The sequence below is a fragment of the Streptomyces sp. NPDC051243 genome (assembly GCF_044455405.1).
In the GTDB taxonomy this organism is placed as follows: Bacteria; Actinomycetota; Actinomycetes; order Streptomycetales; family Streptomycetaceae; genus Streptomyces.
Genome location: NZ_JBITES010000017.1, coordinates 87,463 through 110,919, shown reverse-complemented (window position 1 = coordinate 110,919; position 23,457 = coordinate 87,463). Strand labels below are relative to the sequence as shown.

The 23,457-nt window shown below is 69.4% G+C and carries 26 protein-coding genes and 4 pseudogenes; 17 read left to right on the top strand and 13 right to left on the bottom strand.

Annotated features, from left to right (window positions below; all coding sequences use genetic code 11):
- Nucleotides 1–9 precede the first annotated feature (9 nt).
- The 4 genes from ACIBAG_RS35980 to ACIBAG_RS35965 form a co-directional block, all read right to left on the bottom strand.
- Entirely contained in the window at nt 10–345 is a 336-nt protein-coding gene (locus ACIBAG_RS35980; RefSeq protein ID WP_399111257.1) for an ATP-binding protein, read from the bottom strand.
- A gap of 257 nt (nt 346–602) precedes the next feature.
- Entirely contained in the window at nt 603–974 is a 372-nt protein-coding gene (locus ACIBAG_RS35975; RefSeq protein WP_399111106.1) for a PRC-barrel domain containing protein, read from the bottom strand.
- 49 nt (nt 975–1,023) lie between these two features.
- A complete protein-coding gene (locus ACIBAG_RS35970) occupies nt 1,024–1,257 on the bottom strand; it encodes a DUF5133 domain-containing protein (RefSeq protein ID WP_399111104.1) in 234 nt (77 codons plus the stop codon).
- A gap of 94 nt (nt 1,258–1,351) precedes the next feature.
- On the bottom strand, nt 1,352–2,215 hold the full coding sequence (locus ACIBAG_RS35965; protein WP_399111102.1) for a SigB/SigF/SigG family RNA polymerase sigma factor: 864 nt from the start codon (nt 2,213–2,215) through the stop codon (nt 1,352–1,354).
- Between the two features lie 354 nt (nt 2,216–2,569).
- Between ACIBAG_RS35965 and ACIBAG_RS35960 the strand changes: the two genes are divergently transcribed.
- Nucleotides 2,570–3,445 carry an RNA polymerase sigma factor SigF gene (locus ACIBAG_RS35960; RefSeq protein WP_399111100.1) on the top strand — a complete coding sequence of 292 codons (876 nt, stop codon included), beginning with the start codon at nt 2,570–2,572 and terminating at the stop codon, nt 3,443–3,445.
- A 123-nt stretch (nt 3,446–3,568) separates the two neighbouring features.
- Here the strand turns inward: ACIBAG_RS35960 and ACIBAG_RS35955 are convergent, their stop codons facing one another.
- Nucleotides 3,569–4,015, bottom strand: a complete 447-nt coding sequence (locus ACIBAG_RS35955) for an ATP-binding protein (RefSeq protein ID WP_399111098.1) — start codon at nt 4,013–4,015, stop codon at nt 3,569–3,571.
- Between the two features lie 413 nt (nt 4,016–4,428).
- On the opposite strand from ACIBAG_RS35955, the gene ACIBAG_RS35950 reads away from it, so the two are divergent.
- The 6 genes from ACIBAG_RS35950 (at nt 4,429) to ACIBAG_RS35925 (ending at nt 10,230) form a co-directional block, all read left to right on the top strand.
- On the top strand, nt 4,429–4,830 hold the full coding sequence (locus ACIBAG_RS35950) for an STAS domain-containing protein (protein ID WP_399111096.1): 402 nt from the start codon (nt 4,429–4,431) through the stop codon (nt 4,828–4,830).
- A gap of 829 nt (nt 4,831–5,659) precedes the next feature.
- Nucleotides 5,660–6,559: an STAS domain-containing protein gene (locus tag ACIBAG_RS35945; protein WP_399111094.1), complete on the top strand. Its 900-nt coding sequence runs from the start codon at nt 5,660–5,662 to the stop codon at nt 6,557–6,559.
- A complete protein-coding gene (locus tag ACIBAG_RS35940) occupies nt 6,556–6,978 on the top strand; it encodes an STAS domain-containing protein (RefSeq protein ID WP_399111093.1) in 423 nt (140 codons plus the stop codon). Before ACIBAG_RS35945 ends, ACIBAG_RS35940 begins: the two co-directional genes overlap by 4 nt.
- Nucleotides 6,975–7,418, top strand: coding sequence for an anti-sigma regulatory factor (locus ACIBAG_RS35935; RefSeq protein ID WP_399111091.1), 444 nt, complete (start codon nt 6,975–6,977; stop codon nt 7,416–7,418). Before ACIBAG_RS35940 ends, ACIBAG_RS35935 begins: the two co-directional genes overlap by 4 nt.
- Nucleotides 7,418–8,488 carry an ATP-binding SpoIIE family protein phosphatase gene (locus ACIBAG_RS35930; protein ID WP_399111090.1) on the top strand — a complete coding sequence of 357 codons (1,071 nt, stop codon included), beginning with the start codon at nt 7,418–7,420 and terminating at the stop codon, nt 8,486–8,488. The genes ACIBAG_RS35935 and ACIBAG_RS35930 overlap by 1 nt, the downstream gene beginning before the upstream one ends.
- Nucleotides 8,488–10,230 carry a PP2C family protein-serine/threonine phosphatase gene (locus ACIBAG_RS35925; RefSeq protein ID WP_399111089.1) on the top strand — a complete coding sequence of 581 codons (1,743 nt, stop codon included), beginning with the start codon at nt 8,488–8,490 and terminating at the stop codon, nt 10,228–10,230. Before ACIBAG_RS35930 ends, ACIBAG_RS35925 begins: the two co-directional genes overlap by 1 nt.
- A gap of 173 nt (nt 10,231–10,403) precedes the next feature.
- Here ACIBAG_RS35925 and ACIBAG_RS35920 read toward each other — a convergent pair whose 3' ends face one another.
- Nucleotides 10,404–10,547, bottom strand: a complete 144-nt coding sequence (locus ACIBAG_RS35920; protein ID WP_399111087.1) for a hypothetical protein — start codon at nt 10,545–10,547, stop codon at nt 10,404–10,406.
- Between the two features lie 70 nt (nt 10,548–10,617).
- Here ACIBAG_RS35920 and ACIBAG_RS35915 point away from each other — a divergent pair.
- Nucleotides 10,618–11,064 (top strand): annotated as a pseudogene (locus ACIBAG_RS35915) (transcriptional regulator); the annotation flags it as partial.
- Nucleotides 11,065–11,162: 98 nt separating this feature from the next.
- Here the strand turns inward: ACIBAG_RS35915 and ACIBAG_RS35910 are convergent.
- Nucleotides 11,163–11,426, bottom strand: coding sequence for a hypothetical protein (locus tag ACIBAG_RS35910; protein WP_399111085.1), 264 nt, complete (start codon nt 11,424–11,426; stop codon nt 11,163–11,165).
- Nucleotides 11,427–11,487: 61 nt separating this feature from the next.
- On the opposite strand from ACIBAG_RS35910, the gene ACIBAG_RS35905 reads away from it, so the two are divergent.
- The 6 genes and pseudogenes from ACIBAG_RS35905 (at nt 11,488) to ACIBAG_RS35880 (ending at nt 16,005) form a co-directional block, all read left to right on the top strand.
- Nucleotides 11,488–12,075, top strand: a complete 588-nt coding sequence (locus ACIBAG_RS35905; RefSeq protein WP_399111256.1) for an ester cyclase — start codon at nt 11,488–11,490, stop codon at nt 12,073–12,075.
- A 244-nt stretch (nt 12,076–12,319) separates the two neighbouring features.
- The gene (locus tag ACIBAG_RS35900; RefSeq protein ID WP_399111084.1) at nt 12,320–12,532 is read left to right on the top strand and encodes a hypothetical protein; all 213 of its coding nucleotides are present in this window, start codon (nt 12,320–12,322) and stop codon (nt 12,530–12,532) included.
- A 687-nt stretch (nt 12,533–13,219) separates the two neighbouring features.
- Nucleotides 13,220–14,479, top strand: a complete 1,260-nt coding sequence (locus ACIBAG_RS35895) for a low temperature requirement protein A (RefSeq protein WP_399111083.1) — start codon at nt 13,220–13,222, stop codon at nt 14,477–14,479.
- A 161-nt stretch (nt 14,480–14,640) separates the two neighbouring features.
- Complete coding sequence (locus ACIBAG_RS35890) at nt 14,641–14,811, top strand: hypothetical protein (RefSeq protein WP_399111081.1); 171 nt, start codon at nt 14,641–14,643, stop codon at nt 14,809–14,811.
- A gap of 12 nt (nt 14,812–14,823) precedes the next feature.
- Nucleotides 14,824–15,480: pseudogene (locus ACIBAG_RS35885) on the top strand (arginine decarboxylase); the annotation flags it as partial.
- A gap of 252 nt (nt 15,481–15,732) precedes the next feature.
- Nucleotides 15,733–16,005: a hypothetical protein gene (locus tag ACIBAG_RS35880; protein WP_399111079.1), complete on the top strand. Its 273-nt coding sequence runs from the start codon at nt 15,733–15,735 to the stop codon at nt 16,003–16,005.
- A 388-nt stretch (nt 16,006–16,393) separates the two neighbouring features.
- On the opposite strand, the gene ACIBAG_RS35875 is transcribed toward ACIBAG_RS35880, so the two are convergent.
- The 4 genes from ACIBAG_RS35875 to ACIBAG_RS35860 form a co-directional block, all read right to left on the bottom strand.
- Entirely contained in the window at nt 16,394–17,224 is an 831-nt protein-coding gene (locus ACIBAG_RS35875; protein WP_399111078.1) for an alpha/beta fold hydrolase, read from the bottom strand.
- A 426-nt stretch (nt 17,225–17,650) separates the two neighbouring features.
- Nucleotides 17,651–17,983 carry a GMC oxidoreductase gene (locus tag ACIBAG_RS35870; RefSeq protein WP_399111076.1) on the bottom strand — a complete coding sequence of 111 codons (333 nt, stop codon included), beginning with the start codon at nt 17,981–17,983 and terminating at the stop codon, nt 17,651–17,653.
- 23 nt (nt 17,984–18,006) lie between these two features.
- Nucleotides 18,007–18,711, bottom strand: coding sequence for a GMC family oxidoreductase N-terminal domain-containing protein (locus ACIBAG_RS35865; protein WP_399111075.1), 705 nt, complete (start codon nt 18,709–18,711; stop codon nt 18,007–18,009).
- Nucleotides 18,712–18,892: 181 nt separating this feature from the next.
- Nucleotides 18,893–19,327, bottom strand: coding sequence for a hypothetical protein (locus ACIBAG_RS35860; RefSeq protein ID WP_399111073.1), 435 nt, complete (start codon nt 19,325–19,327; stop codon nt 18,893–18,895).
- Nucleotides 19,328–20,203: 876 nt separating this feature from the next.
- Between ACIBAG_RS35860 and ACIBAG_RS35855 the strand changes: the two genes are divergently transcribed.
- The gene (locus ACIBAG_RS35855) at nt 20,204–20,557 is read left to right on the top strand and encodes a hypothetical protein (protein WP_399111072.1); all 354 of its coding nucleotides are present in this window, start codon (nt 20,204–20,206) and stop codon (nt 20,555–20,557) included.
- A 677-nt stretch (nt 20,558–21,234) separates the two neighbouring features.
- Here ACIBAG_RS35855 and ACIBAG_RS35850 read toward each other — a convergent pair.
- A complete protein-coding gene (locus ACIBAG_RS35850) occupies nt 21,235–21,735 on the bottom strand; it encodes a hypothetical protein (RefSeq protein ID WP_399111070.1) in 501 nt (166 codons plus the stop codon).
- Nucleotides 21,736–22,046: 311 nt separating this feature from the next.
- On the opposite strand from ACIBAG_RS35850, the gene ACIBAG_RS35845 reads away from it, so the two are divergent.
- Together ACIBAG_RS35845 and ACIBAG_RS35840 are read left to right on the top strand one after the other, a co-directional pair.
- The gene (locus tag ACIBAG_RS35845) at nt 22,047–22,619 is read left to right on the top strand and encodes an ArsR/SmtB family transcription factor (RefSeq protein WP_399111069.1); all 573 of its coding nucleotides are present in this window, start codon (nt 22,047–22,049) and stop codon (nt 22,617–22,619) included.
- Nucleotides 22,620–22,712: 93 nt separating this feature from the next.
- Nucleotides 22,713–22,878, top strand: a pseudogene (locus ACIBAG_RS35840) (IS5/IS1182 family transposase); the annotation flags it as partial.
- Here the strand turns inward: ACIBAG_RS35840 and ACIBAG_RS35835 are convergent.
- A pseudogene (locus ACIBAG_RS35835) lies at nt 22,830–22,979 on the bottom strand (IS5/IS1182 family transposase); the annotation flags it as partial. The pseudogenes ACIBAG_RS35840 and ACIBAG_RS35835 overlap by 49 nt on opposite strands.
- Between the last annotated feature and the right edge of the window lie 478 nt (nt 22,980–23,457).

The following is a 23,457-nucleotide window of genomic DNA, read 5'->3' as shown; positions in this document are numbered from 1 at the left end:
AGCGCACACTCACATCAGCGGCACCAGCACGCTCACCGTCTTGCCGCCCTTCCGGCGGCACTCGATGTGGATCTCGCGGGACAGACGGATGATCAGCGGCCATCCGTAGCCGCTGCCCTCGTGCGCGGGGGGCAGTGTGCCGGACCCGTAGGCGGCGGAGGGAACGCTGTCGCTGTAGTCGTGCACGCTCAGCCGCACACCCTCGGGAAGAAGGTCCACCTCGAACCCGGCGAGGCCGCCGCCGTGCCGTATGGCGTTGGTGACCAGTTCCGAGACGACCAGCAGGAGATCCATGACGGCTCGCTCACTCGCCGGGCCGGACGGTGCACACCAGTGGTCTCCCACGACCGCCCGCACATGACTGCGTGCCGTCGCCGCGCTGGTGATCGGGACCGACCGGGTACGCGCCGTTGCGCCGTCCCGGGGCGAACGGCGCTCCACCGGCTTCACAGCAGCTCGTGCGCCGGCGGCGGCACGCTCATCACTTCCCGAGCATCGCAGGCACACCCCAAAGGGACTTCGCGTTCCGTCACTTCACCATGTCCTCGCACGCTGTCGTCTCCGCTCCTCGTCGTCCGTCCGGGGCGCGCATGTGTCCTCTGCTACCCGCTCGCGCCCGAACCATGGGGCAGAGCGGCGTAATAGGCACCGACGGCGGACAGGTACTCGGGATCGAGCGTCTCGCGGTCCGTCCTGAAGCGGGGAGCCGCCTTGGCTTCCGCTCGGGTGCACGCCACCGTGATCGTCCGGGTCTCGAGGTCGATACCCGTGACCGTGCCCGCGGGGATGACCAGACTCCTGCCGAACACCCATGCGCCGGTGTCGACGATCAAGTGCCGCAGGGGAGTGTCGTCGGCCTGGCGGTCGACATGACCGATGACCCCGTCGGTCGCCTCGACCGCGAAGCCCGTGAGGGCCTGTCCCTCCTGGTGGCCGCTCCCAGGAGGGTACGACCAGATTCCGCCGGTGCTCACCTCGTCGCCTTCTTCCTTTCGCCGCCTCTTGCCTGTGCGTTCGCCCAGCTCAGCCGGCGATCGCCGACGACTCTGGGTCGTGCGAGGCGGCGAGCAGGCGGCGGGCCGTTTCCACAGCCCGGCCCACCTCCCGGGTTCCGGTCGACACGCACAGCGCGCAGGCCAGGTCCTGCGCCCACAGGTTGTCTCGGCCCGCACCGGCCTCCCCGTCGCCTTCTGGGGTCATGAGCGTCTGGTACTCCTCGACGAGCCTGCGCAGCATCGCCGGATGGGGCATCAGCATGTCGATCGGCTCCTGGAAAGTGGTCGTCGCGCCCGCCCTCCGAGCGAGGCGGCCGGGCCTGCGCAGGGGCCTTGGGAACGCGGCGGCTGCTGCGTCATCCGGCCCTGCCGTTGTCGCCGCGGTCCTCCGGCCCTGGCTGTTGGTCCAGTACCTCGTGCCGCACCCGCGCGCAGCACCGGCTGATGAGGCGGGAGACGTGCATCTGCGATATGCCCAGGCGGTCGGCGATACGGCTCTGGGTCATGTCCTCGAAGAAGCGCATGTACAGGATGGCGCGCTCACGTTCGGGCAGGCGCCGCAGGCCTTCCTTGGCCGCCTCCCGGTCGATGACGACGTCGTACGCCTCCTCGCAGGTGCCGATCGTGTCGGCGAGGCTGAAGCCGTCGTCGCTCGAGGACATCTCCGCGTCGAGGGACAGGGTGCTGAAGCTCTCTATGGCTTCCAAGCCCGCGTTGACCTCCTCCGCGGTGAGCCCCGTGTGGGCGGCGATCTCCGCGACCGAGGGGTCGGAGCCGCCGGGGGAGTCGGCGAGGTCGCGGCGCGCGATCCGCACCTTGTTGCGCACCTCCTGGACGCGACGGGGGACCCTGAGGGCCCACATCCGGTCGCGGAAGTGCCGCTTGATCTCCCCAGTGATGGTGGGTACGGCGTAGCTTTCGAAGGCCCCTCGTCCAGGCTCGTACCGGTCGATGGCCTTCACCAGTCCCAGGGCCGCCACTTGGCGCAGATCCTCGAGTGACTCACCGCGGTTGCGGAACTTGCCGGCAATGCGGTGGGCCATGGGCAGCCACGCCTCGGTCAGCCGGTCGCGTACCGCGTCCCGCTCGGGGCCATCGGGCAGAGCGGCCAGGTGGGCGAAGTCGGCCGCGGTGTCGGGGGCGTCGTCGTGGACGCGTCCGCCGGCCACGCGGGGACGGGCAGAGATGTCGGAACCATGTGCGGACGGTTCAACCAGCATGTGGGAACAGCTCCCGAAAATGCGCTCTCAGGGAATCTCCATGGGAAACGGTGCACGGGGCACTGGGCCCCGGAGCGGTCACACCTCACGCACCGGTGCGCCTCTGGTCCGAAGCACGAAAACCCGCATGCCCCGCGACCGGGCACGCAAACAGCCGCCGGCCCACGAGGGTTGACACCCGGCCCGGCGTCGGCCGGGATCTCCACCGACAACGTGTCCGGATCGAGCGCACCGAGGGGCGACTTCGCGCCAGAACTCATCACGGTGCTGTGTTCCGGCTCACAAAAGGGGAGTGAGCCGCGCGAGCAGGGGCACGCGGGGAAGGACGCAGGTTCCGGCGATCGGGAGGGCAGCATGGCAGCCGTGACGGTGGCGCAGGCAACGGCCACGGCACAGCAGACGGTCACGACGGACGGGGCGGCGCTGCCGCTGATCGAGGATCCGACGAGGGTGAGGCCCCAGGAGGCACGCGAGTTGTCGCGTCAGTTCTTCGACCGGCTGGTCATGCTGGAGGAGGGCACCCGCGAATTCCAGTACGTGCGCAACACGCTGATCGAGATGAACCTGTCGCTGGTGCGGTACGCGGCGTCGCGCTTCCGCGCCCGCGGGGACTCGCTGGAGGACATCGTCCAGGTCGGGACCATCGGGCTGATCAAGGCCATCGACCGCTTCGAGGTGTCCCGGGAGGTCGAGTTCACGACGTTCGCCGTCCCGTACATCGTCGGCGAGATCAAGCGCTTCTTCCGCGACACGAGCTGGGCGGTCCATGTGCCGCGCCGGCTGCAGGAGGCGCGGGTGGAGCTGGCCAGGGCCACGGAAGAACTCAGTTCTCGGCTGGGCCGTACACCGACCACGCGCGAGCTCTCGCAGCTGATGTCCCTGTCGGAGGACGAGGTGATCGAGGCTCGCAAGGCCTCCAACTGTTACCAGTGCTCTTCCTTGGACGCCGCCGTCGCGGGGGACGCGGAAAACGGCGATTCCGTCCTGGCCGACCTCCTCGGTGAGGAGGATCCGTCGCTCGAACTCGTCGAGGACTTCCACTCGTTGGCGCCCCTGATCGACGGGCTCGACGAGCGTGAACGCCGGATCATCCATCTGCGTTTCGTCGAGGAGCTCACCCAGGCGCAGATCGCCGATCGGATCGGCGTCTCCCAGATGCACGTCTCGCGGCTCATCAGCCGCATCATCAAGCAACTGCGTGCCGGGCTGTTGGAGCCCGAGGTCGCCTGAGCACGGCCGCCCAGCATGGCCGCGGCCGCCCAGCGAGGGCCGCGGCCGCCGGCCGTCGGCCCAGCGGCACGTCCGGGTCATCAGGTGCTGTCGACCGGGCGCCGGCACTCCGCCGAAAGGGAATCACCGCGCCGAAAGGGGAATCACCGCGGTGACGCGCTTGCCGCCGGCCGGAAGATCCGACACCAGCACATCGCGGGACAGCCTGCACACGATCGGCCATCCGCGGCCTGAGCAGCGCCGTCGTCCGTGACGGTCGACCGGGTCGAGAGCGACCGGCCGCCGCCGCTCCCGGTCACTGACGGACAGGTACAGGTTCTGACCCACCACCTCGGCGTCGAAGTCGGTGATGCCGCCGCCGTGCAGCATCGCGTTGGTCGTCAGTTCCGATGCCACCAGCAAAGCGTCCGAGAGCGTGTCCGATGGGCATGCGGTGCCCCGGGCCCGCGACTGTTCGGACAGCACCCGCCGCACGGCTCCGCGTGCCTCCGCCGGACTCCGCGGTCCGCGGCGCTCTCGGCCCGCTCCCGTCGAGCTCTTGGGGGCACCGGTCCGGTACGTCTCACTCATCCTTTCGCTCCCTGATGGAGGCGAGGGGACGAAGGACCCGCCGTGCGTCCATGACGGACCCTGAGGCAGGCCTGAGTTCCCTCCCCTCCTCCACATCCGTGATGCCTTCCTCCTTTCCGCGTGACCAGTCGGCGAGCCGCCAAACCGCCGCTCGAAGCCATGCGCACAAAAGCAGCCAAAGGCCCGACGGAGTGCCACTGCCTCGCACCACCCCCGTGTGCTGTGAGCATCCGGGGGTAGGCGGGCGAAGGCATCGACGGACGGTCAACAGCACGCGCGGGACAGGAGTGCCATGCCCGAAACCACCCATGACGGCCTCCAGGGGCCGGTCCTGGGGTGTCTCGGCGCCGCGATGCATGAAATCCGACCGTCGGGGCACCCGTACCGATCGCCGACGCCTGTGGGAGGTTTTTGTGTCCGTTGCCCAGAATCCCTTGTCGATCAACGTGGAGCTGCCCCGGGAGGACGCCGTGCTGCTCACGGTCGAGGGCGACCTGGACATGGATACAGCGACCGAGTTGCAGCACCATCTCGCCAACCAACTCCACCACGGCCGGCGCCACTTCCTGCTCGACATCGCCGGCGTTCCCTTCATGGACTCGTCCGGCATGAACATCGTCCTGCGCGCCTATCAGGAGGTGCGTGAGGTCTCGGGCGGTGTGTACGTCATCTCCCCAACGCCCGCCGTCCAGCGCATCCTGGATCTGACCGGGGTCAGCATCACCGTTCCGATCGTCGGCAGTGTCGAGGAGGCGCTCGCCACTGCGGACTCCCGGTCGGCGCACCCCGAGCCTGCGGCCTCGACGGACGAGTGAAAACACATTCTCCGAGAGGCAGTTCATCGATCGCGGGCCGCACAAGCAGCGCCGGCAGTTGCCGTGGGACGACCGCGGCGGTGAGGACGACAGCGTGAGCAGGGCGACGGACACCGGTGCTGTCGAGGTCCCGCTCCTCACAGGACCCCCCGGCAGCTCGGCGGCCACAGGTGAGAATGGCGTATCCGACTCGTGAGCAGATTCGTGGCAGCCGGGCACGCGCTCGGCTCCGCGGCCCCGCACCAACAGGTGGACAGGGTCCGCGAAGTACCGTGCGACGGCTGCGCGTCGAAGAGCGTTCGACCGCGCCCGGCGGACCACGGCTTCGCCACGCTCCATCCCGTTCACCCGGCTCCAAGCCCCACCGAGCCCGTGCCGGCGTACCGCAGCCCGGCCGGACGGGCTTCCGGAGGCCAGGACCCCGTCGTCGAGAAGCCGACCGACGGCCAGGCACGCCTGTGTGCGCCGGCGATGGTGCGCGGCGACCGGTTCGGCGTCCCGGCCGTCACGATGCCTTCCGCCGGCCCGGCCGGCCACACCCACCACCGCAAAGACGCCCACCTGTCCGTGCTCCTGCCCGACCTCGATCGGAACGGGGGCGGGCTTCCGGTCGTCGACGCCGGCTCTCCCCGGACGCTGCCGCCGTGCGGCCGAGGCCCCCCGGGTGCCGTCCTGAGAGAACGCCGGGTCACCGCGGTACGGCAGTGGCCGGCGACGACGCGCTCGTGGTCTGTGCCGACCGGTCGGGGCCACGGCAGGCGCCTTGACCGTACCGTCCGGCGCTCCCCGTACGGTCGGGGCAGCGCACACCGTATGAGGAGGGAAGCACGTGCCGGAGCCGCAGGCGGCAGAACATCAGACCAACCCGGTGGAGGAGGTCGAGGCCTTCCTCCGGCGACGGCGGGAGCAGATCGCCCAGCGCTGGGCCGACGCGACGCTGTTTCGCACCGTGTTCACCGTCTCCCGGGACGAGGCGGTGGAAGCCGGACGGACAGTGGTGGAGGCGTTGGCCGCGGTGGCCGCCTCGGGGCGGGTGGAGGACGCGGAGGCGGACGGGTTCGCGGTCGTGCGCGAGCAGTTGGCGCGTACGGCGCACTCCCGGGCCCGTGCCGGCGCCACCCTCGCGCAGATCTCGGCCGAGATGGACGCGTTGCGACCGCTCGTCACCGACCTCCTGCTCGACGAGCTCTCCGAAGCGCCCGCCGAGCACTTGAGGGAGTGCACGACGGCGCTGACCGTGCTCATGGGCACACTGCGCCTGGTCATGCTGGAGACGACGACGATCGCCGGGCAGGAACTCATCAGCCGTCAGCGGCTCGAACTGCTGGAGATCGCCACACCTGTGATCAAGCTGTGGGAAGGCATCGTCGCCGTCCCCCTGATCGGCACTCTGGACAGCGCCCGCAGCCAGGTGGTCATGGAGACGCTCCTGGACGCCGTCGTCGAAGAGCACGCCCGCATCGCGATCCTGGACATCACCGGAGTGCCGACCGTCGACTCCCTGGTGGCGCAGCACTTGATGAAGACCGTGGCGGCCGCCCGACTGATGGGAGCGGAGTGCATAGTGTCCGGGATCCGGCCCGCCATCGCTCAGACCATCGTCCACCTCGGCATCGACCTGAGCTCGGTGCTCACCCGCGCCAGCCTCGCCGACGCCCTGGCCTACGCACTGCAGCAGCAGGGGGCGCACATCGTGCCGAACCCCGCCTCGACCGTGGAGGCCCGGTGACCGGCGCCGCCACCTTCCCGCACGAAGGACACGTGCCGGTCCTCAGGCTCGGTGGGGTGCTCCTGGTCACCCTCCAGGGCGACCTGTACGACAGCACAGCGGAACAGCTCCAGCAGGACATCGGCGCGACCGTCGCCGACAGCGCGATCAACGGTGTCGTCATCGACCTCTCCGGTGTCGAGGTCGTCGACTCCTTCATGGGCCGCGTGCTCAGTGACGTCGCGGCCATGACCCGACTGCTGGCCGCTCAGACCGTGGTGGCGGGGATGCGCCCGGCGGTGGCCATCACCCTGGTGGAACTCGGCCTGACCCTGCCGGGGTTGCTTACGGCTCTGAACACCGAGGAGGCCCTGCGCCTGCTCGGGGCCGAGGTGTCGGCCCTGCCCCGGGCCGGGCGGGCCCACCGGGAGAGCCCGTGACCCACAGCACCGGCAGTGTCTCCGCCTGCCTGCCCATCCACTCGGACCTCGATCTGGTGCGAGTACGGCAGCATGTGCGGGAGATGACCGCCCAACTCGGGTTCCGTCTGGTCGAGCAGACGAAACTCGTCACCGCCGCCAGCGAGCTGGCGCGCAACGCCCTCGTCCACGGCGGCGGGGGCCAGCTGGAGTGCACACCTGTGAGCAGCGGCGGCATCCAGGGGCTGCGGCTCGTCTTCAGCGACCAGGGCCCCGGCATCGCCGACCTGGACCAGGCCCTGTCCGACGGCTACACCTCCGGCGAGGGGCTGGGGATGGGCCTGGGCGGCGCCCGGCGCCTGGTGCACGAATTCTCCATCGACAGCCGCCGCGGCATCGGCACCACCGTTACGGTGACGTCATGGACCGCCCGGCCACCCCGTCCGCGTGAGGCACCCTGATGCCACGCGTGTGGGAGGTGCCGGTGCACGACTCGACCCGCGTACGCGACGTCCGCGTGGCGGCCGGGGCCGCGTCCCGCCATGCCGGGCTGGCCGATGACAGGGTCGCCGCCGCCGAGCTCGTGGCCACGGAACTCGCCACCAATCTGCTGAAACACGCCGGCGGCGGGCAGATACTCCTCGACCTCGTGGGGCCGGTGGTTCCGGCCTACGGCGACGAGAGGATCGCAGTGGTGCAGATCGTGGCCGTCGACCACGGACCGGGCATGCCCGACACCGCCGTGGCGCTGCGCGACGGCTACTCCACCACCGCCTCCCTCGGCGCCGGCCTCGGCACGTGCCTGCGCACGGCCGGCGACTTCGCCCTGCACAGCACACCGGGGCGGGGCACGGTCGCCATGGCCAGGATCGCTCCCGGCCCGGACCGTGACGCCGCGGGCTGGTACCCCGCCCCTGTCCCGGTACGGGCCGGCGGCGTCAACATCCCCCTCGCGGGCGCGGAGTTCTCCGGCGACGCCTGGGCGTGCGTCCGGACGGGCGACCGCGTGACACTGCTGCTGGCCGACGGCCTGGGCCACGGCCCTCAGGCAGCCCGCGCCTCCTCCGCCGCGGTGGAGGCACTGCGCAGCGCGCCCCACCTGTCACCGGCGGACCTGCTGCGGCGGCTGCACGGAGCCCTGCGCGAGACCAGGGGTGCGGCCGTGGCCGTGGCGCAGATCGACGTCGCCGCAGGACAGCTGCACTTCGCCGGAGTGGGCAACGTGGGGGCCCGGCTGCGCCGAGGCGAGCGCTGGCAGGGGCTTGTCTCGCGCCCGGGCATCGTCGGTGCCCACCTACCGGCCCGGCTGCCGCAGTCCCAGGAGCTGTGGACGGACGACTGTCTCCTGGTCCTGCACACCGACGGCCTGCCGAGCCGCTGGAGTCCCGGACCGGCCGCACATGCCTCACCGTCACTCGACCCCGCCGTGATCGCCGCGTCGATCGTGCGGGACGCCAGCAGCCCCGCCCTGCCGGTGCGCGACGACACCGCCGTTGTCGTGCTGAGTCCCTTCCCCTCGGACGGCTCCTGATGACCCGCACCTGGTACGTACGCACCACCACCGACGCCGCGCAGGCCCGCATCGCCACCGCGCGGCTGGCCGCCGGGTGCGCAGTGGCCCCCGTCGAGCGGATGCGCCTGGTGGCTGCGCTCACCGCACAACTGCGCCAGTGCCTCACCAAAGGAGGTGACTGGCAGGTCGCCGCGGACGTGGCTCTGTCGCCCGGTGGCGGCGCCTTCCGCGTCGAGGTGGCGCCGGCGAAGCGCCGCCCGGAGGACCGGCAGCCTCCGTGGCGGGCGTCGGTCCCCTGCGCCGAGGACGTGGACGTCTCCGGCGCCGAGCAGGCGGCCGACGACCCGGCGACCCTGGCCGAGGCCCTGTTCGGCGCCGACGAGGACGCGGCCCTGCTGCTGGAGCGGCTCGACGAGCAGGAGGCACTGGTCGCGTTCCACCGCGAGGAACTCCACCAGACCAACCAGGGCGTCCTTGCGCTCCACGCTGAACTGGACGCCGCCGGCCGGGCCCAGCGGGAACTCTTCGCCGCCGAGCAGAAGGCCCGCAAGGAGGCGGAGAACGCCCGCGGCCGGCTCACCTTCCTGGCCGACGCCAGCGCCGCCCTGACGGCCTCCTTGAACCACGAGGCCATCGTTCGGCTGCTCCCTGCACTGCTGGTGCCGCGATACGCGCGCACCGTCGACGTCTGGCTGTTCGACGGTGCGGACGACGAGCTGGGCGGCGGCCCGCATCCGGCCGCCGCCGTCCTCGCGGCCCGCCGCGGCCGCCCGCAGTACGCCGCCGATCACCCCGGCGGGCTGCCCGGTGTCGACGACCAGCCGCCCTCGGCCCTCGACCCCGGCCGGCCCCTGCTGTGCATCCCCCTGCTCACCCGGCGGGCATCGCAGGGCGTCCTCACGCTGTCGCCGCCCGACGAACGCTGGGACCCGGACGACGCCGTCATGCTGATCGAGCTGACCCGACGGGCCAGCATCGCCCTGGAGAACGCCAGACGTTTCGAGCACAACCGGGACATCGCCGAGACCCTGCAACGCGCCCTGCTCACCGAACTGCCCACCACACCCGGCCTGAGCCTGGCCGCACGCTACCTGCCCGCCACCCGCGGCCTGAACATCGGCGGCGACTGGTACGACGCCTTCCGCCAGCCCGACGGCAGCCTGATCACCGTCATCGGAGACGTCACCGGACACGGACTGCACGCCGCGGTGATGATGAGTCAGCTGCGCACCGCCCTGCGCGCCTACGCCGTCGACGGCAGCAGCCCCGGCCAACTCCTGACACGGCTACATCAGTTCCTGCACCGCCTGCGCCTCGACCTCTACGCCACCGCGGCCATCGCACGCTTCCATCCCGACGAACCCACACTCACCTGGGCCGCCGCCGGTCACCCGCCACCGGTGCTGCGTACCCCCGACGGTCAGGTGCGCACCCTCGACGCCAAGCCCGGTGCCATGCTGGGCATCCCCCTGAAGCAGGAGATCCGCGACCACACCGTGCCGCTCCCGCCCGGATCGACGCTGGCGCTGTACACCGACGGCCTGGTGGAGCGCCGCTCCTGTGGGATAGACCCCGGTATCGGGCGCCTCGCCGAGGTGTTGGGCGGCTTGGGCCGGACCGGACTCGAAGAGAACCTGGAGGCGTCGGCCGACCGGCTCCTGCACCCGCTGCTGCATGACTCCGAACACGAGGACGACGTATGCCTGTTGCTGTGCCACGTGCACAGCAGCGCGCGACGGCAGCGCGCGCCGCAGTCCTGAGCGCCCAAATCCGCGAAACGGCCGCCGGCCACCCCGAGCAGGTGCAGTGCTTCGTCCATGACGATCAAGCCCGCTTCACACAAGCCCTCACCCGCGACTACCTCTACCCGGGATACGAAGACGTCGGCACCCGGACCACGGCCGACGCCGCCCAGCCGCCGGCGTCCGCAAGATCAGCACCTTCTTGGGAGCGCGATGGTGCGCTGCCCCATCTGTGTGCCGCGCGCGAGCACATCCCCCATCCGCATGCGCAGCAACCGCACCCCGTACTCGTCCAGCGCCATGGCCGCACCGTAACTCGAGCTGTCATGCGCCACGTTCACGCAACTCCCGAACCAGCAGGTCAGGACCTGGCGTGTGCCTGACGGCCACAAAGCAGCGCACGCCTTGCCGGCTCGTCTGCACCACCTCACCCGCAGCGACCACGCCCGCCAGGCAGCCCGCGAGGCCGGCCTCACCCTCACCGACCGCACGCTCAGGGCATGGCTGGACGGCAAGCGCAGCCCTTCGAGGAAGCATCTGCAGAACGTCGAGACCGCCTACCGCACGGTGCGCCGCGACAACGTCGCCAGGTACTTGCTCGCACGTCTCAGTCGTGAAGGTCGCGGCATCCGTGTTGTGTTCCACCCGGTCAACCAGTCCCAGATCGACCGGCCCCGCCAGCGCGTCGTGTCCTTCCGTACGTTCAACGTCCGTCGCTGGGACCGGATCGTCGAGGCGTGGGCCAACGAAGACGACGCCGCCTTGGACGACGCATGGATCAGCGACGCAACCGTGGACCTCGGCTCCGAATGGGGCCAGTACGAGTACGTCACCAACGTCGGCTTCGCGGCCGGATGCAGCAAGGGCGTCTTGCGGTCCGGCAAAGAGCCGCGTCGTGAGAGACGGGCCGCCCGCCGGAGCGGCCAGTCTTCTCCCGGTTGGAGGCCTGGTCAGCCTTCGCCGCGATGACCAACTTGATACCGCGGCGACGCGGATAGGCGCGCGGGAGGAGTACGTCTTGTCGCCGGCCACGGCGCCAATTCCTTCACCAGCCACTGCCGGATCCACTCGCCCCGGTATGCGCCCCGCCTTCCGAACAGCGATGCACCCTGGCTGAGCACGAGCAGGCCGGGCAACAGACGGTCCGGGACCCGGGTCAGGTCCAGGCGGCCCATGATGTCGCGCAGGCCCGTGGCCTCCACCCCGGCGGCCACGAGAGCCACCGCGACGGCGCCGACGGAGCGCTCGAAGGCATAGCCGCTCAGTCGCAGCTACATACAGCACACCCCCCGAATCGCCGACGGCTTGGAGGGCTTCCGGGAGTTCGTCGAAACCCTCAAGGCGGACTTCCCCTACCTCCGCGCCGAGGTGAAGCGGATCTTTGCCGAGGGCGACCACGTGATCGCCCACGTCCACGGCGTCCGGGTGCCGGGCGGCCCCGAAACGGCGATCGTCGACATCTTCCGCTTGGAGGATGGCCGGATCGCCGAACACTGGGACCTCAGGCAGCAGATCCCCGACGAGGCACGGAACCACAACGGCATGTTCCGACAACACACTGGCCCCGGCCGGGTGATCATGCGGCACCCCGGTCCTCGCCGGGCGCCTGCCCGACCGGCTGGATGCCCGGGGCGGGGAGCGTGTGCGCAGTGGGGGGAGGCGACGGTGGTGTTCGTGGTCCGCAGCGCTTCGCGGCCCTGCAGGCCTTGCTGGTGCAGGGCCGCCGCGGCCGGCGGCGGCCGCTGTGAATTGCGCTCGCGGGCGTGGTCGGCCGGGCCTGCTGTGGGGCGCCTGGTGACTGAGCGCGATCCGTGGCCCGGCGACGGCCTGCTGCGAGCGTCGGCCGTGAGCAGAGAGCCCTGACGCCTGGACGGCTGTCATTGGGGCTTGGCCTGGTTCGGGCCGGCCCTGGAGGTGCCGGGGTGAATCGAGCGTGCTCGTCTTCCCGCCATTTCGCATGGCGAGGTGAAGGACACGGGTCGACAGCCGTTCCTGAAGCGGGTGCCGGCCTCCAGGGCCCACCCCGGTGAGCCGGTGTCCCGCCCGCGGCTGCGGCCGGTTCGGGCGCAGGTGGTGCGGCTGACTGAGAGGGGCATGCGAACACGGCATGCCCGGGCGGGCAGTCCTGTGGCGGGTCGCACCCGGGCCGGGCCGGTCGCTGACCGTGGCCGCGGTGATGCCGGCCGCCGGCCCGGTCCGGGAACTGGAGGAGACTCAGCTGCGGGTTCCGCCCCCGACCCCCGCAGGCAACCCTCGCTGCACGCTGCAGGTCAGCCGAACGGCCGACGCGGTGGTGATCCCCATAGCCGTCATGGCATGATCCGGAACTTCTGAGTGCCCGAGCGGCTCTGCCGGTGCCGGCCCTGGGACGATCAGTCACAGCCGCCCGGCGGCGTCTGGCCGCCCTGACTCCCGGCGCCGCGAGACCGGCGCCGGCCGCTGCCGGGGTCCGGGTGCGGCGCCGGCAATGGCCGTACGATCACTTGGACCTCCCCCGAGGATGGGTTTTGCGTCTCGCGATCCGTGACTGGCTGTGGCACAGCAGCCTGCAGAAGGAAGGAGAGCCCAATGTCGAGCTCAGGGACGAAATCCATCGCGGTCCTCATCCGTCCTTCCGGCGCGATGAGCTCGAAGCCATGCTGATCTGCTCGATGAGTGTCTCGGTGGACGGCTTCATCACCGACCGCGAGGGTGGTTTGGGGTGGATGGCCCCTAGCGAGGAGTTGTTTCTACGAGTGCTGCAGGCGTGCCCCGCGACGAGTCCGCCGGACACAGCCGTCCGTCCCCGCGGTGTTGCCGGCTCCCCCTCCAGTCCGAGCGCGGTCGGTGCGGTGGGCTGCGAGCTGTCCCCGGCCCGGTTCCGACGTTCGGTCTCAACACCATCGATGAAGGCGTCCCGACGAGTCCCGATGAGCGAGAACCAACGCCTGGACGCACTCGGCCGACCGCTGACCGGCACCGACACACCCGTGCGACTGCGTGCCGCTTGCCGATAAGGGAGCCTCCTATGTCCGATATGTCAGACAGTGCCTCCGAGTCGCGTCCCGGCACCGCTGAGGCAGTCCCCCTGGGCATCGGTACGCGCCGATGGCTCTTCCGTCCGCCGCGGCGGCACGGCGAGGTCGACACGGCTCGCAGCGTCAGCTTCCTGGAGCTCTTCTACGACCTCGTCTACGTCGTCCTGATCGGGCAGGCGGCCCACACCCTCGCGGAGGACCTGTCCTGGCGGGGCACGGCCACTTTCGCCGTGGTCTTCGGGCTGATCTGGATCGCCTGGATGAACGGCACACTCTTCTACGAACTGCACGGCCGCGAAGACGGTCACACCCGTTCGCTGATCTTCGTGCAGATGCTGCTGCTGTCCCTCATGGCGGTCTACGTGGGCCATGCTGACGGCGACGACGGCCGCACCCTGGCCGCACTCTACGCACTGCTGCTGGCCCTGCTGAGCTATCAGTGGTACTCCGTGTACCGGCTGGATCTGCCGGAGCTGCGCAGGACGCCCCGACGCTATCTGATCGTCATGGTCGCGGGCATGTTCCTGATCGCGGCTTCGGTACCCCTTTCGGTCGACGCCCGCCTTGCCGTCTGGGCGGTGTTCGTCGTCGCGTGGTGCAGCGTGGAGTGCGTCGTTCTCATCTCCTGGCGCAGAAGGCCGAGTTACGACGTCGTGACCGACTCCATGGTCGAGCGCTTCGGGCTGTTCATCATTATCGTGCTCGGCGAGGTCGTCATCGGTGTCGTGAACGGCCTGACTGACGCCGAACGCAGTGCACTCGTCACGGCCACGGGACTGCTCGGGCTCGCCGTCGGCTTCGGCTTCTGGTGGAACTACGCCGACCTGGTGTCCCGACGGCTGCCCCGCGAGACCGGTTATTCCCTGGCGACGTGGATCTTCGTGCACCTGCCGCTGACCATGGCGGTGGCGGCAGCCGGTGCGGGAATGGTCGGGCTGGTGGAGCACGCCGCCGACCACCGGTCACCGGCGGCCGTGAGCTGGCTGATGGGTGGATCGGTAGCCGTCATGCTGATCACTACCGTGGTGCTTCTGCCCACTCTGGCGGACTACGACCGCCACCCCGCCTACAAGTCAGTGCAGGCCTTTCTCGTCATGGCAGCCGTCGTGGCCCTCCTCGCCGGCTGGTTCCGTCCAGCCCCCTGGCTCCTGGCTCTCATCCTGTTGCTCCTTCTCTTCGCGACCTGGGCTTTCGCGTTCGTTCGATGGCTGAGCCAAGGGTCTCTGATCAACGAGAGGTCAGCCGACTGACAAGCTCACTGGGGCCCAAGGGAGGAGACGTTCCTCATCTCACCGTCGCGAACGCTGCTCAGTCGAGACAGAACTCGTGCTGTTGTGGCTGGATGGCTGCGTGAAGGAGACCTCGTCGATGTACATCGACGTCACGCGCTACGGGACCGCACAACACGTACGTGCACCTCACCGACGCAGGCCGCGTCGCCGTGCGTGATCTGAAGAACCTGCAGAAGAACCGAGCCGCCCGGCTCCGCCACAGGATGGACGCCTTCCAGCCGTGGCTGTTCGCCACCGCCGGTGACCAGGCGCCCGCCAACCTCGCATTCTTCCTCGCAACTCCCGGGTAGTACTTCGCCGGAACCGACAGCTCTACCACGCTGGTGCTGTTCTCCATGGGCATCACCAAGGGCAAGTGGGGCACGCTGCTGGACGCCCTGATGGACTTCAAGGACCTCTACGACGGTGATGCCTTGCTGGACCGTGTGCTGCCCGCGCTGGTCGCCGAGCATCCTCGACGCTACGCCGGGCTGACGCTGCGCGACCTGTGCCAGGAGATGCACGAGCACCTGCGCGAGGCCCGCCTGGTCGAACTACTCGACACGGCCTTCCAGCAACTCCCGGAGCCGGTCGCCCCGCCCCAGCTGTGCTACCAGCGCCTGATCCGCGGCGGCACGGAACGGATCCGCCTGACGGAGGCACCGGGCCGGGTCGCCGCGGCGATGGTCACGGTGACGCCGCCCGGTATCCCGGTCCTCATGCCGGGCGAGAGCGTCGGGGAGGAAGACGGCCCTCTCCTGCGCTACCTCAGTGCCCTGGAGTCCTTCGACCGTCGCTTCCCCGGCTTCGGCAGCGAGACGCACGGGGTGACGCGTGCCCCCGACACCGGCGACTACCTGATCGAGTGCCTGCGTCTGGACGAGTTGGAGGGGCCCGCTGGTGCCATGACGCCGGCGCAACGGCGGGGGCGGAGGGCACCAGGTCGGCGGGTTGAGCCTGATCGGGCGCGGGTGGGATGACGGTTGCGACCGACGTGTTCAAGCGCGAAGACTTCGCCAGCCGTTTCGGCTGTCTATGACAGCGGTGGCATCTGTGACGCGAGCCGCGCGTGCAGCTTTGCGATATCGAGGCCGAGGCGTTCGGCGATCTCGGGGACGGAGGTCCGGGGGACGACAGATGCCAGTCGTATGGCGCCATCGTCCCATGCGCTCTCGAGCGTTGTGCCGGAGAGCAGGTAGCTTCCGGCCTGTGCGGCAGCGTCGTTGAGAACGATGGTCGATTCCTCCGGCGACGCCACATGGCTCAACCGCATCACTGGCGGCACCAACCTGCCCGAGGCCGACCTCACTCGCGTCGAGTTGGACAAGGCCGGTACAAACGTCCGCTTCAAGCTGTCGGTCGGCGATGCGAAGCGATTCGAGGATGCGGTCAACGCGGTACCTTCTCGCAGGGCGGCGCGGTCCGTGCTAATACCGGGCAGAGCAAAGATGGCGATGGTGTCGAGAACGGCGCCTTCCCGAACGCGATTCTTTCGTCGCCCATGATCAGGCAATGGCTACCGGTCAGCGGGAACTCTGTCACGATCAGGCAGAAGCTCTCGGCTTTCGGTAACCCCCAGAGGTTCCTCAGCGTCGTCGGAGCGTCGCTGATCGGCCCGTCCGAGAGCAACGAGACCCGGTTCAAGCGGCTGAACACCATCGATGGGGCACGCGCTCCAGAGTCTCGTCACGGGCGTATTTATCGTCGCCGAAGGTGACGAGGGACTGTCCGGCAGGCCCCTACCGGAGCCAGAGCCGGATTGCGGCGAGGCTTACCGTGCCCTGGAAGACGTACGCTCTGTTGTCGAATGCCGTGGGGCCGACGTCTCGTTCCGTCGGCCCCGGGAGCACATGCGGTGCGAAGCGCATCACTCTCGGTCAGGCGGGGACGCGGTCAGGACTGCAGGAACGCGAGGATGTCGGGATTGAGGACGTCCGGGTGGGTCGACAACATCCCGTGTGGAAGCCCCTCGTAGCTCTTGAGCGTGCCGTTCTTCAGGAGCTTGACCGTCAGCGGCGCCGAGTCCTCGTACGGAACGACCTGGTCGTCGGTTCCGTGAGCGACGAGGACGGGTACGTCGATCTGCTTGAGGTCCTCGGTGAAGTCGGTCTCGGAGAACGCCTTGATGCATTCGTAGTGAGCGTTGGCCGCGCCCATCATTCCCTGCCGCCACCAGTTGTCGATCAGTCCCTGCGACACTTGCGCGCCGGGGCGGTTGAAGCCGTAGAACGGCCCCGAGGGCACGTCGATGTAGAACTGCGCGCGGTTGGCGGCGAGAGCCTCGCGGAAGCCGTCGAAGGTCTCGATGGGCAGGCCGCCCGGATTGGTCTGCGACTTGACCATGACGGGCGGTACGGCGCCCACCAGCACCGCCTTCGCGACGCGGCCGGGCTCGGCACGTGCGACATAGCGTGCGACCTCGCCGCCGCCGGTGGAGTGGCCGACGTGGAATGCCTCGCGCAGATCGAGCGCGTCCGTGAGGGCAATCACGTCGGCGGCGTAGGTGTCCATGTCATGGCCGGTGGCCGTCTGGCTCGAGCGTCCGTGCCCCCGGCGGTCGTGGGCGATGACTCGGTAGCCGTGTGCCAGGAAGAACAACATCTGGTTGTCCCAGTCGTCGGCGCTCAGCGGCCACCCATGGTGGAAGACGATCGGCCGGCCGTTTCGTGGACCCCAGTCCTTGTAGAAGATGGTGGTGCCGTCGTCGGTGGTGACCGTGCCCATCGCTGACCCTCCGCTCACCCGGGCGAGCCCCGTCGACGCGGAGGCGTGGGGGCACGCGGGACCGACGATCACGCCCTGGGGCGTGGTCTGGGACGTACCCGGACCACATTACGCGCATGGGCCGTAGACGGCACATCCTTGGACGCCGCATCCTCAAATGGTCGGCCGCCCTGCCCATTTCGAGGCAACCTCCGCCGCCCCAGAGGCTCGTCCTCGGCCGTTTGGGACGATGAGAGCGTGCTGCGCGGGGAGTCCTGCCCCCCCCGGGGTATGGGCAGCGAGCACATCCGGCCGAGAGCGAGACGACTTCAGCGTCGTTCATGCCGAGAACATGGCCCGCTCCGCCGACGCATCACCAAGCCGGTGAACCTATGCAGTCACAGCACTAGTCCAGGACGTCGCACCGGTCCGTGCGTGGCATTGCCGTCACACCGGTGCCGGGAAACCGCGGATCATGTCTGCGGCCTTTTCCGCGATCAAGATCGTGGGAGCATTGGTGTTACCTCGCACCACGGTGGGCATCACCGAGGCGTCCACCACCCGCAGGCCGTTCACGCAGTGCACCCTGAGCCGGGAATTCACGACCGGGCCGATGGAACAAGTGCCCGCAGTGTGATGGAGGGTCTGCAGCTCACGCCGGGCGAAGTCGAGCAGGTCGGCGTCGTCCGTGGAGCGCGGTACGCGGAAGTCGGCCAGGCGGTGCTTGGCCAGGCTGGGCCGGTCGGCGATGTCGAGCAGCATCCGCAGTGCCCGGATCATCGTGGCGCAATCCTCTTCGGTGGTCAGTAGTTGTGCAGAATGTGCGGTTTGGTGCTGGGGAGCGCCGAGCGCAGGAAGATCCGGCCCTGACTCGTGGGGGCGAGCAGGACCGCCCCGAACATGAAGGCGTGGTCGGTCACGCGGCTGATGCCCTCTTCATGGAACATCACCGGTGTGGCATGCACCTGGATGTCGGGGGCGTCCAGTTCCTCACGAGTGCGGTGAAACCCGCCGGCCTCGCCGAGGTTCGAGGTGAGCGGGCCGCGGCCCTCGGTCTCCAGCAGGCGGAGGTCGTCCGGTGTTTCGGCGGTGAACAGCGATTCGGTGTCGGTGAGGTAGCACAGCCCGACATGGGGATGATCCTGCAGGTTCTTTTCGACGGGGAGGTCGACGCGGGGCGTGATGCCGCGGGCCGCCAGGTCGCCGCCCGGGCCGATGCCGGAGAGCATGAGCAGCTGCGGAGAGTTGTAGGCACCGGCCCGGGCGGCGACCTGGCGTTCGGCGCGCAGGCACATCAGTTCGCCGTCCCGGTCCACTTCGACGCCGGTCGCACTGTCGCTGCCGAGCAGCACGCGGGTGCACTGGGCGCCGGTCAGCACCTTGAGGTTCGGCCGGGACCGGGCCGGCCGCAGATATGCGTCGGCCGTGCTGCAGCGCAGACCTTCGCGCAGCGCACGGACGACGTCACCCTTCCTGTGCTCCGGTGCGAGGAACGCCGCTGACCACAAGGGGAACAGGGCGTGCGGCAGCGCGGCGCGGCCGGATCGCGCCGTTGATGAGCGACAGCTGTCGAACGGTGCTTGTCACTCGAGTGCGCGGCGCCATCATGACGACCGGCGACTTCACTGCCGCGGTCAGCGCGGTCGCGTCACAGAGACCTGCGGGCCACGGGCGGGGGGCCGCTGCCGCTCAGAAGTCCGTCGGCAGCCCGCTCGCCTCGGCGATGCCCCGCAGTTCCTGGTTCTCCCTGTGCTGTTCCTTGACGTAGTCGGCGATTTCGCGGAGGCGGACCGGGTCGGCAGCGGTGTTCGCGTCCGTGACGATCCTGATCGGGTCGGCCTCGTCGACGTCGATCTCGACCAGCTCGTTGTCCAGCCGGCCGGTCACTGCGGTGGCGATGACCAGGGCGGCCTCGTCTCGTACCTCTTGGGGCAGTTCGTCGTCGGAACCTGGGTCGAGCGTGAGGTCGACCCTGAAGAGGCGCTCCTCTTCGATCGCCTTCAGCACAGGTGCCACCGCGCGCAGCAGACGGCTGTAGTCCTCCGCGTCCATCTGCAAGCGGAGGAGGTCCAGGTACACGTCCACGGGCCGGCCGTCGCCATATGGAATCTCGGAGTCGTTCATCCCCTTCGGGTTTCCCGTAGGACGCGGTGCAGACCCGTTGCCAGCGGGCCATTGCGAAAGAGAACACAGGAGCCCGACCGGTCCCTGCCAATGTACTCGTGTCCATGTGGACCTCCCGGCAATCCGGATGCCCCGGCCCGGCCACCACACACGCTGCCTGCAGCCGGCCGGACCGTACCTCATACACGGGACGGCGCCGACATCACAGACCACCACCCGTGCTGCGCGCCGACCGCACTCATCCCCTCCCATGTGGCGCCCGGCACCGTCCTCATCGTGTGGTCACGTGCGCCGTGGCACCAGGCCGTGTGTAAGCCTGCCGCGCGGGGCGAGAGGCCCGTGGTCCGCCCGCGCAGACGACGACCGTCTCCAGCGGTTCACCACAGTCACGGTGACGGACTTCCAGGGGCGGCCCCTCCGGATCCGCCGTGTAGCGGTCGCCTCACTGCTTCGAGGCGAGCATCACGGCCACAAATCCCTGCCCTTACGGGTGAGCCGGTAGTCGTGACACGTGCGGTGGCCCGGCTCGCGGTACGGGACCGTATCCAGGACCCCGGCGGCGACCAGTTTTGCGCAGCCGATCCGCCAGCACCGCCTCAGACAGTCCCACGTGCCGGTGGAAGTCGTCGAAACCGGCCGTGCGCGCTGCGGGCAGGACGGGGCCATGCAGTACTTCTCCTGTCCCGGCGCCCGGCGGGCGGGCCTTGGCAGTGTGCCGGTACTGCCGGCTGGAGGAGAAGCTGCGCCTCGTCCTGGCGCTCCCGGCCGTACCTCGTCCCGTCCCCGCCCTCGCATGGAGGCCACCCCTCGGTCTGCATCACTCTTGTTCCGGAGGCCGAGCTGTGGCTGACTGGCAGCGGCGCCGAGGGGGAGTGGATGGGCAACTGGGTCGTGATCGCGCAGTACTACAGCGACGTGTACAGGACCGAGTTCATCGGCCGTGGGCTGGAAACGAAGGACCAGGCACTGAAGGCACTGCGCGCCGCCCTCCACACGTATGTGCCGAGTAAACACATCGTCGAGAAGCGGCGTCACGTGTACCGCTTCGCCGACCAGGAGTCGTACCTGGTGGTGATCAAAGGCAAGCTGACGCAGTGGGAGTGCACCTTGCGCATCACGGAGCTGGTCTCGGACTCGACCGACCCGGCCGTGACCGAGCGGGCGCAGATGGACGACGGCGCTGCAGAGGTGGCTGACGGGCCGCAGGACCGGATCCCGCCCGGCTACTGAGCGGCGGACCGGACTCCGCTCAAGCCAGTTGCCCTACTGAAACCGCGGCCCTTGTGTTCAGTCGGGTCACCCGCGGCGCTCAAGCGACCAACTCAAGCACTCAGCAGTCAGAGCAGCCGCTCAGCCACAGCGCACATGGGCGCAGGACTCAAGCGGCTTCCCAATGGAGAAGTCAAGCTGTGCCGGGGCGGCGGCCGCCACGTCGTGGTCCTCGCAACGACAGGCGACGGCGCGTCCGACAAGTCCACAGAGCACGCACAGAACAAGGTCATCGACAGGGAACTGTGCCCGCCCGGCGGGAAATAGCCAGGACCACGAGGACCACCCCGGACCGCGGGCTTCGTCCGCGCAGACAACTCCTGCGTGCAAGATATGGAACCCGGCACGCAGGAGTTGTCCGTGTACCAGCTCGCGTGCACGGTGAGAGGCGGCCGCCGCCACCTCTTCGGCATGGGCACCGACCAATGCCGAGGCGGCCGGATCCCGGAATGCACTGGGCGGCCAGCTGCCCGGCGGGCTGGACTGCGCAGAACGCGCCGCCCTCGTTAAAACACGCCCTGGGCATGCGCTGGCAGGGAGCCGACCGTGGTCATCCTTCACGTGAACCGGCATCAGGTTTCACTTGCCCGCCGAAGGCCACCGACCCAAGGGTATGGACAGTCACTCACCGAGCCGGTCTACATGTAGGGCCGGATGGCCACCGTGACATCCATGTCGAAGGCATTCGCCCCCGCCGCGGACGGCAGGCCCAGGGCCCGTTCGAGCACGCGACTCAGCGGGCCGCAACCACGAGTGCCCGGGGCAGCGAACTCCGCGTCCTGGGCACCGAAGGCGACGACCAGGGGGTCCCTGGATATCACCCGGGTGGGATCGGTGTTCTGCAGTACCAGGTGCACCGCGTCCTCATCGCTACCCACCGAGCAGCCCGACGACGGCCGGGCCGCCGACCCGTGCGCCGAGCCTATGGCGAACTTGATGTCGAACTCGCCGCGCCGGGTGTCGTCGGACAGGAAGTCCGCGTAGCCGCCGTACTGCGGAGTCAGGGTCAACGGGGTGCCCCCCACCCGGATAGGCGCAGCGGTCATCTCCCCGAAGACCTGGCGGAATTCACCGTCCACACGGCCTTCCGCAAAGGTGATCTTCATAGGTTCGGTGAGCGGCTCGTCGACGGCGCCCATGCGCAGATGCCCCGTGGCGTGCATGACCTCGCAGCGCCAGGTCCCGGGGTCCGCCCCCGCTGGTAGCTCACCGACGGTCGGACAGGCGGAGAAATCGAACTCGGGTAGATCCGCCGTCGGTTCAGTTCCATGCGCGGGTGCGGCACCCAGGGCGAGTCCGGCAAGTAGAGCCCCCGCGACAGTACTTGTGAAGCGGCGGACTGTGCGATTCAGGGTCACGCGGTTCGGCGTCATACACGACAGCATTGCAGAGGTTTCTCTGCATAGGAAGCTCTGCAGAGAAAATGCTGCTCTCCGGCTAGACTGCCGCCATGACGAAAGAGCGCAGAGCGGCGGCCGCAGGGCGGCGCACCGTCGACAGCCCCGAGGTGCTCAAAGCCCTCTCGCATCCCCTGCGCCTGCGTATCCTGCGCCAGCTCGGCACAGCGGGCCCGGCCACCTCAACCACCCTGTCCGCCGCCCTCGGCGAGAACACCGGCACGCTCAGCTACCACCTGCGCATGCTGGAGCGCAGCGGCCTCATCGAGGACATCCCCGAGCGCTCCACCGGGCGGGAGCGCTGGTGGCGCGGGGTGCGCGGCCTAGACATCCGCAGACCGCCGCAGGAGGAGCTGACGGAGGCCGAGCGCGCCATGTCGGCCGAACTGGACCGGATGAGGATGGAGGAGGACGTCGAGCTCGCCCGGCAGTTGACCGCCGGACAGGCGCACTCCGAAGGCTGGATGCGGGGCTCACGCAGCCTCATCCACCTCACGAAGGATGAGCTGGACGCGTTCCATGACGACTATCTGGCCCTGCTCGCGCGCTATGCCCGCGGGCCTGAGGACGCCCCGGCCGACGCACGACCCGTACTCCTGCGCTGGTTCGGCCTGCCCGCCGACTGACCGGTAGCCGGCCGACGAACCATCTGATCGGCCGATCGACCTACGGGTGAGCCGAAGCGCGAACTCAGCCCGGGCCGACGCCGAGGGGGCTCTATCGAACCGCTGCTGCCGACCCCGGCCCGCGAGAGCGCCCGGGGCAGCCGGTCGGAGAAGCATCCCCGCCGCGAGATCGTCGATGCGATCCGCTTACGTCGTGGACACCCCCGCGGGGATTCGCAGGCGTCGAATGCCGTGCAGCCACGCGAAACTCCGCTCGATCACCCAGGGGTAGGTGCCCCGGCCGGTGCCCTGTCGTGTGCCGCGGCGAGCGATCGGGGGCACGATGCCTCGGTCGCGCACCTGGTCGCGGTGGATGTCGCTGGATTCCGTTGTGCAACACGTACAGGATCACGGATAGCACGTCGTGGTCCGGCAGAGGTTTCCGGCCCGGGTACCGCAAGCGCCGCTCACGCCGCGGCAGCGGCGGCTCCGGGCGGTCCCACAGCTCATCCGACACCATCCACGACGAGGTCCCCACAGATCACCGAACGCTCAACTACCGTCCCGGACACGGCACTCGGCGACGATCCACCTCCCTCTGTCAGCCGCTGTTGGCGAGGTGGCGGAGATGAGCCGGATCCCTTGGCCCTCACCCGGTACAGGGCGACACCGTCCAGCTCACCGTCGGCACTGGCGGTAACCAGCAACGGTGAGAGCACCTCCTGAGGCGTCCTGCACGACGGCTGCGGGTTCGTGGACCAGAAGATCACAGCGGGGTCGCCAATGCCGCCGCGAGGACCGGGACATCGGGCAGGAAGCGGGGCGGCTCCAACTCGCGGGCGGCGGCGCGCTCAGCGAT

Bases quoted from the DNA above. Each gene is read 5' to 3' on its own strand.
- ACIBAG_RS35970 (WP_399111104.1), bottom strand. From the start codon at position 1,257: ATGCTGATGCCCCATCCGGCGATGCTGCGCAGGCTCGTCGAGGAGTAC.
- ACIBAG_RS35965 (WP_399111102.1), bottom strand. From the start codon at position 2,215: ATGCTGGTTGAACCGTCCGCACATGGTTCCGACATCTCTGCCCGTCCC.
- ACIBAG_RS35960 (WP_399111100.1), top strand. From the start codon at position 2,570: ATGGCAGCCGTGACGGTGGCGCAGGCAACGGCCACGGCACAGCAGACG.
- ACIBAG_RS35955 (WP_399111098.1), bottom strand. From the start codon at position 4,015: ATGAGTGAGACGTACCGGACCGGTGCCCCCAAGAGCTCGACGGGAGCG.
- ACIBAG_RS35930 (WP_399111090.1), top strand. From the start codon at position 7,418: ATGCCACGCGTGTGGGAGGTGCCGGTGCACGACTCGACCCGCGTACGC.
- ACIBAG_RS35925 (WP_399111089.1), top strand. From the start codon at position 8,488: ATGACCCGCACCTGGTACGTACGCACCACCACCGACGCCGCGCAGGCC.
- ACIBAG_RS35900 (WP_399111084.1), top strand. From the start codon at position 12,320: ATGCCCGGGCGGGCAGTCCTGTGGCGGGTCGCACCCGGGCCGGGCCGG.
- ACIBAG_RS35895 (WP_399111083.1), top strand. From the start codon at position 13,220: ATGTCCGATATGTCAGACAGTGCCTCCGAGTCGCGTCCCGGCACCGCT.
- ACIBAG_RS35880 (WP_399111079.1), top strand. From the start codon at position 15,733: ATGGTCGATTCCTCCGGCGACGCCACATGGCTCAACCGCATCACTGGC.
- ACIBAG_RS35875 (WP_399111078.1), bottom strand. From the start codon at position 17,224: ATGGGCACGGTCACCACCGACGACGGCACCACCATCTTCTACAAGGAC.
- ACIBAG_RS35870 (WP_399111076.1), bottom strand. From the start codon at position 17,983: ATGATCCGGGCACTGCGGATGCTGCTCGACATCGCCGACCGGCCCAGC.
- ACIBAG_RS35860 (WP_399111073.1), bottom strand. From the start codon at position 19,327: ATGAACGACTCCGAGATTCCATATGGCGACGGCCGGCCCGTGGACGTG.
- ACIBAG_RS35855 (WP_399111072.1), top strand. From the start codon at position 20,204: ATGGGCAACTGGGTCGTGATCGCGCAGTACTACAGCGACGTGTACAGG.
- ACIBAG_RS35850 (WP_399111070.1), bottom strand. From the start codon at position 21,735: ATGGGCGCCGTCGACGAGCCGCTCACCGAACCTATGAAGATCACCTTT.
- ACIBAG_RS35845 (WP_399111069.1), top strand. From the start codon at position 22,047: ATGACGAAAGAGCGCAGAGCGGCGGCCGCAGGGCGGCGCACCGTCGAC.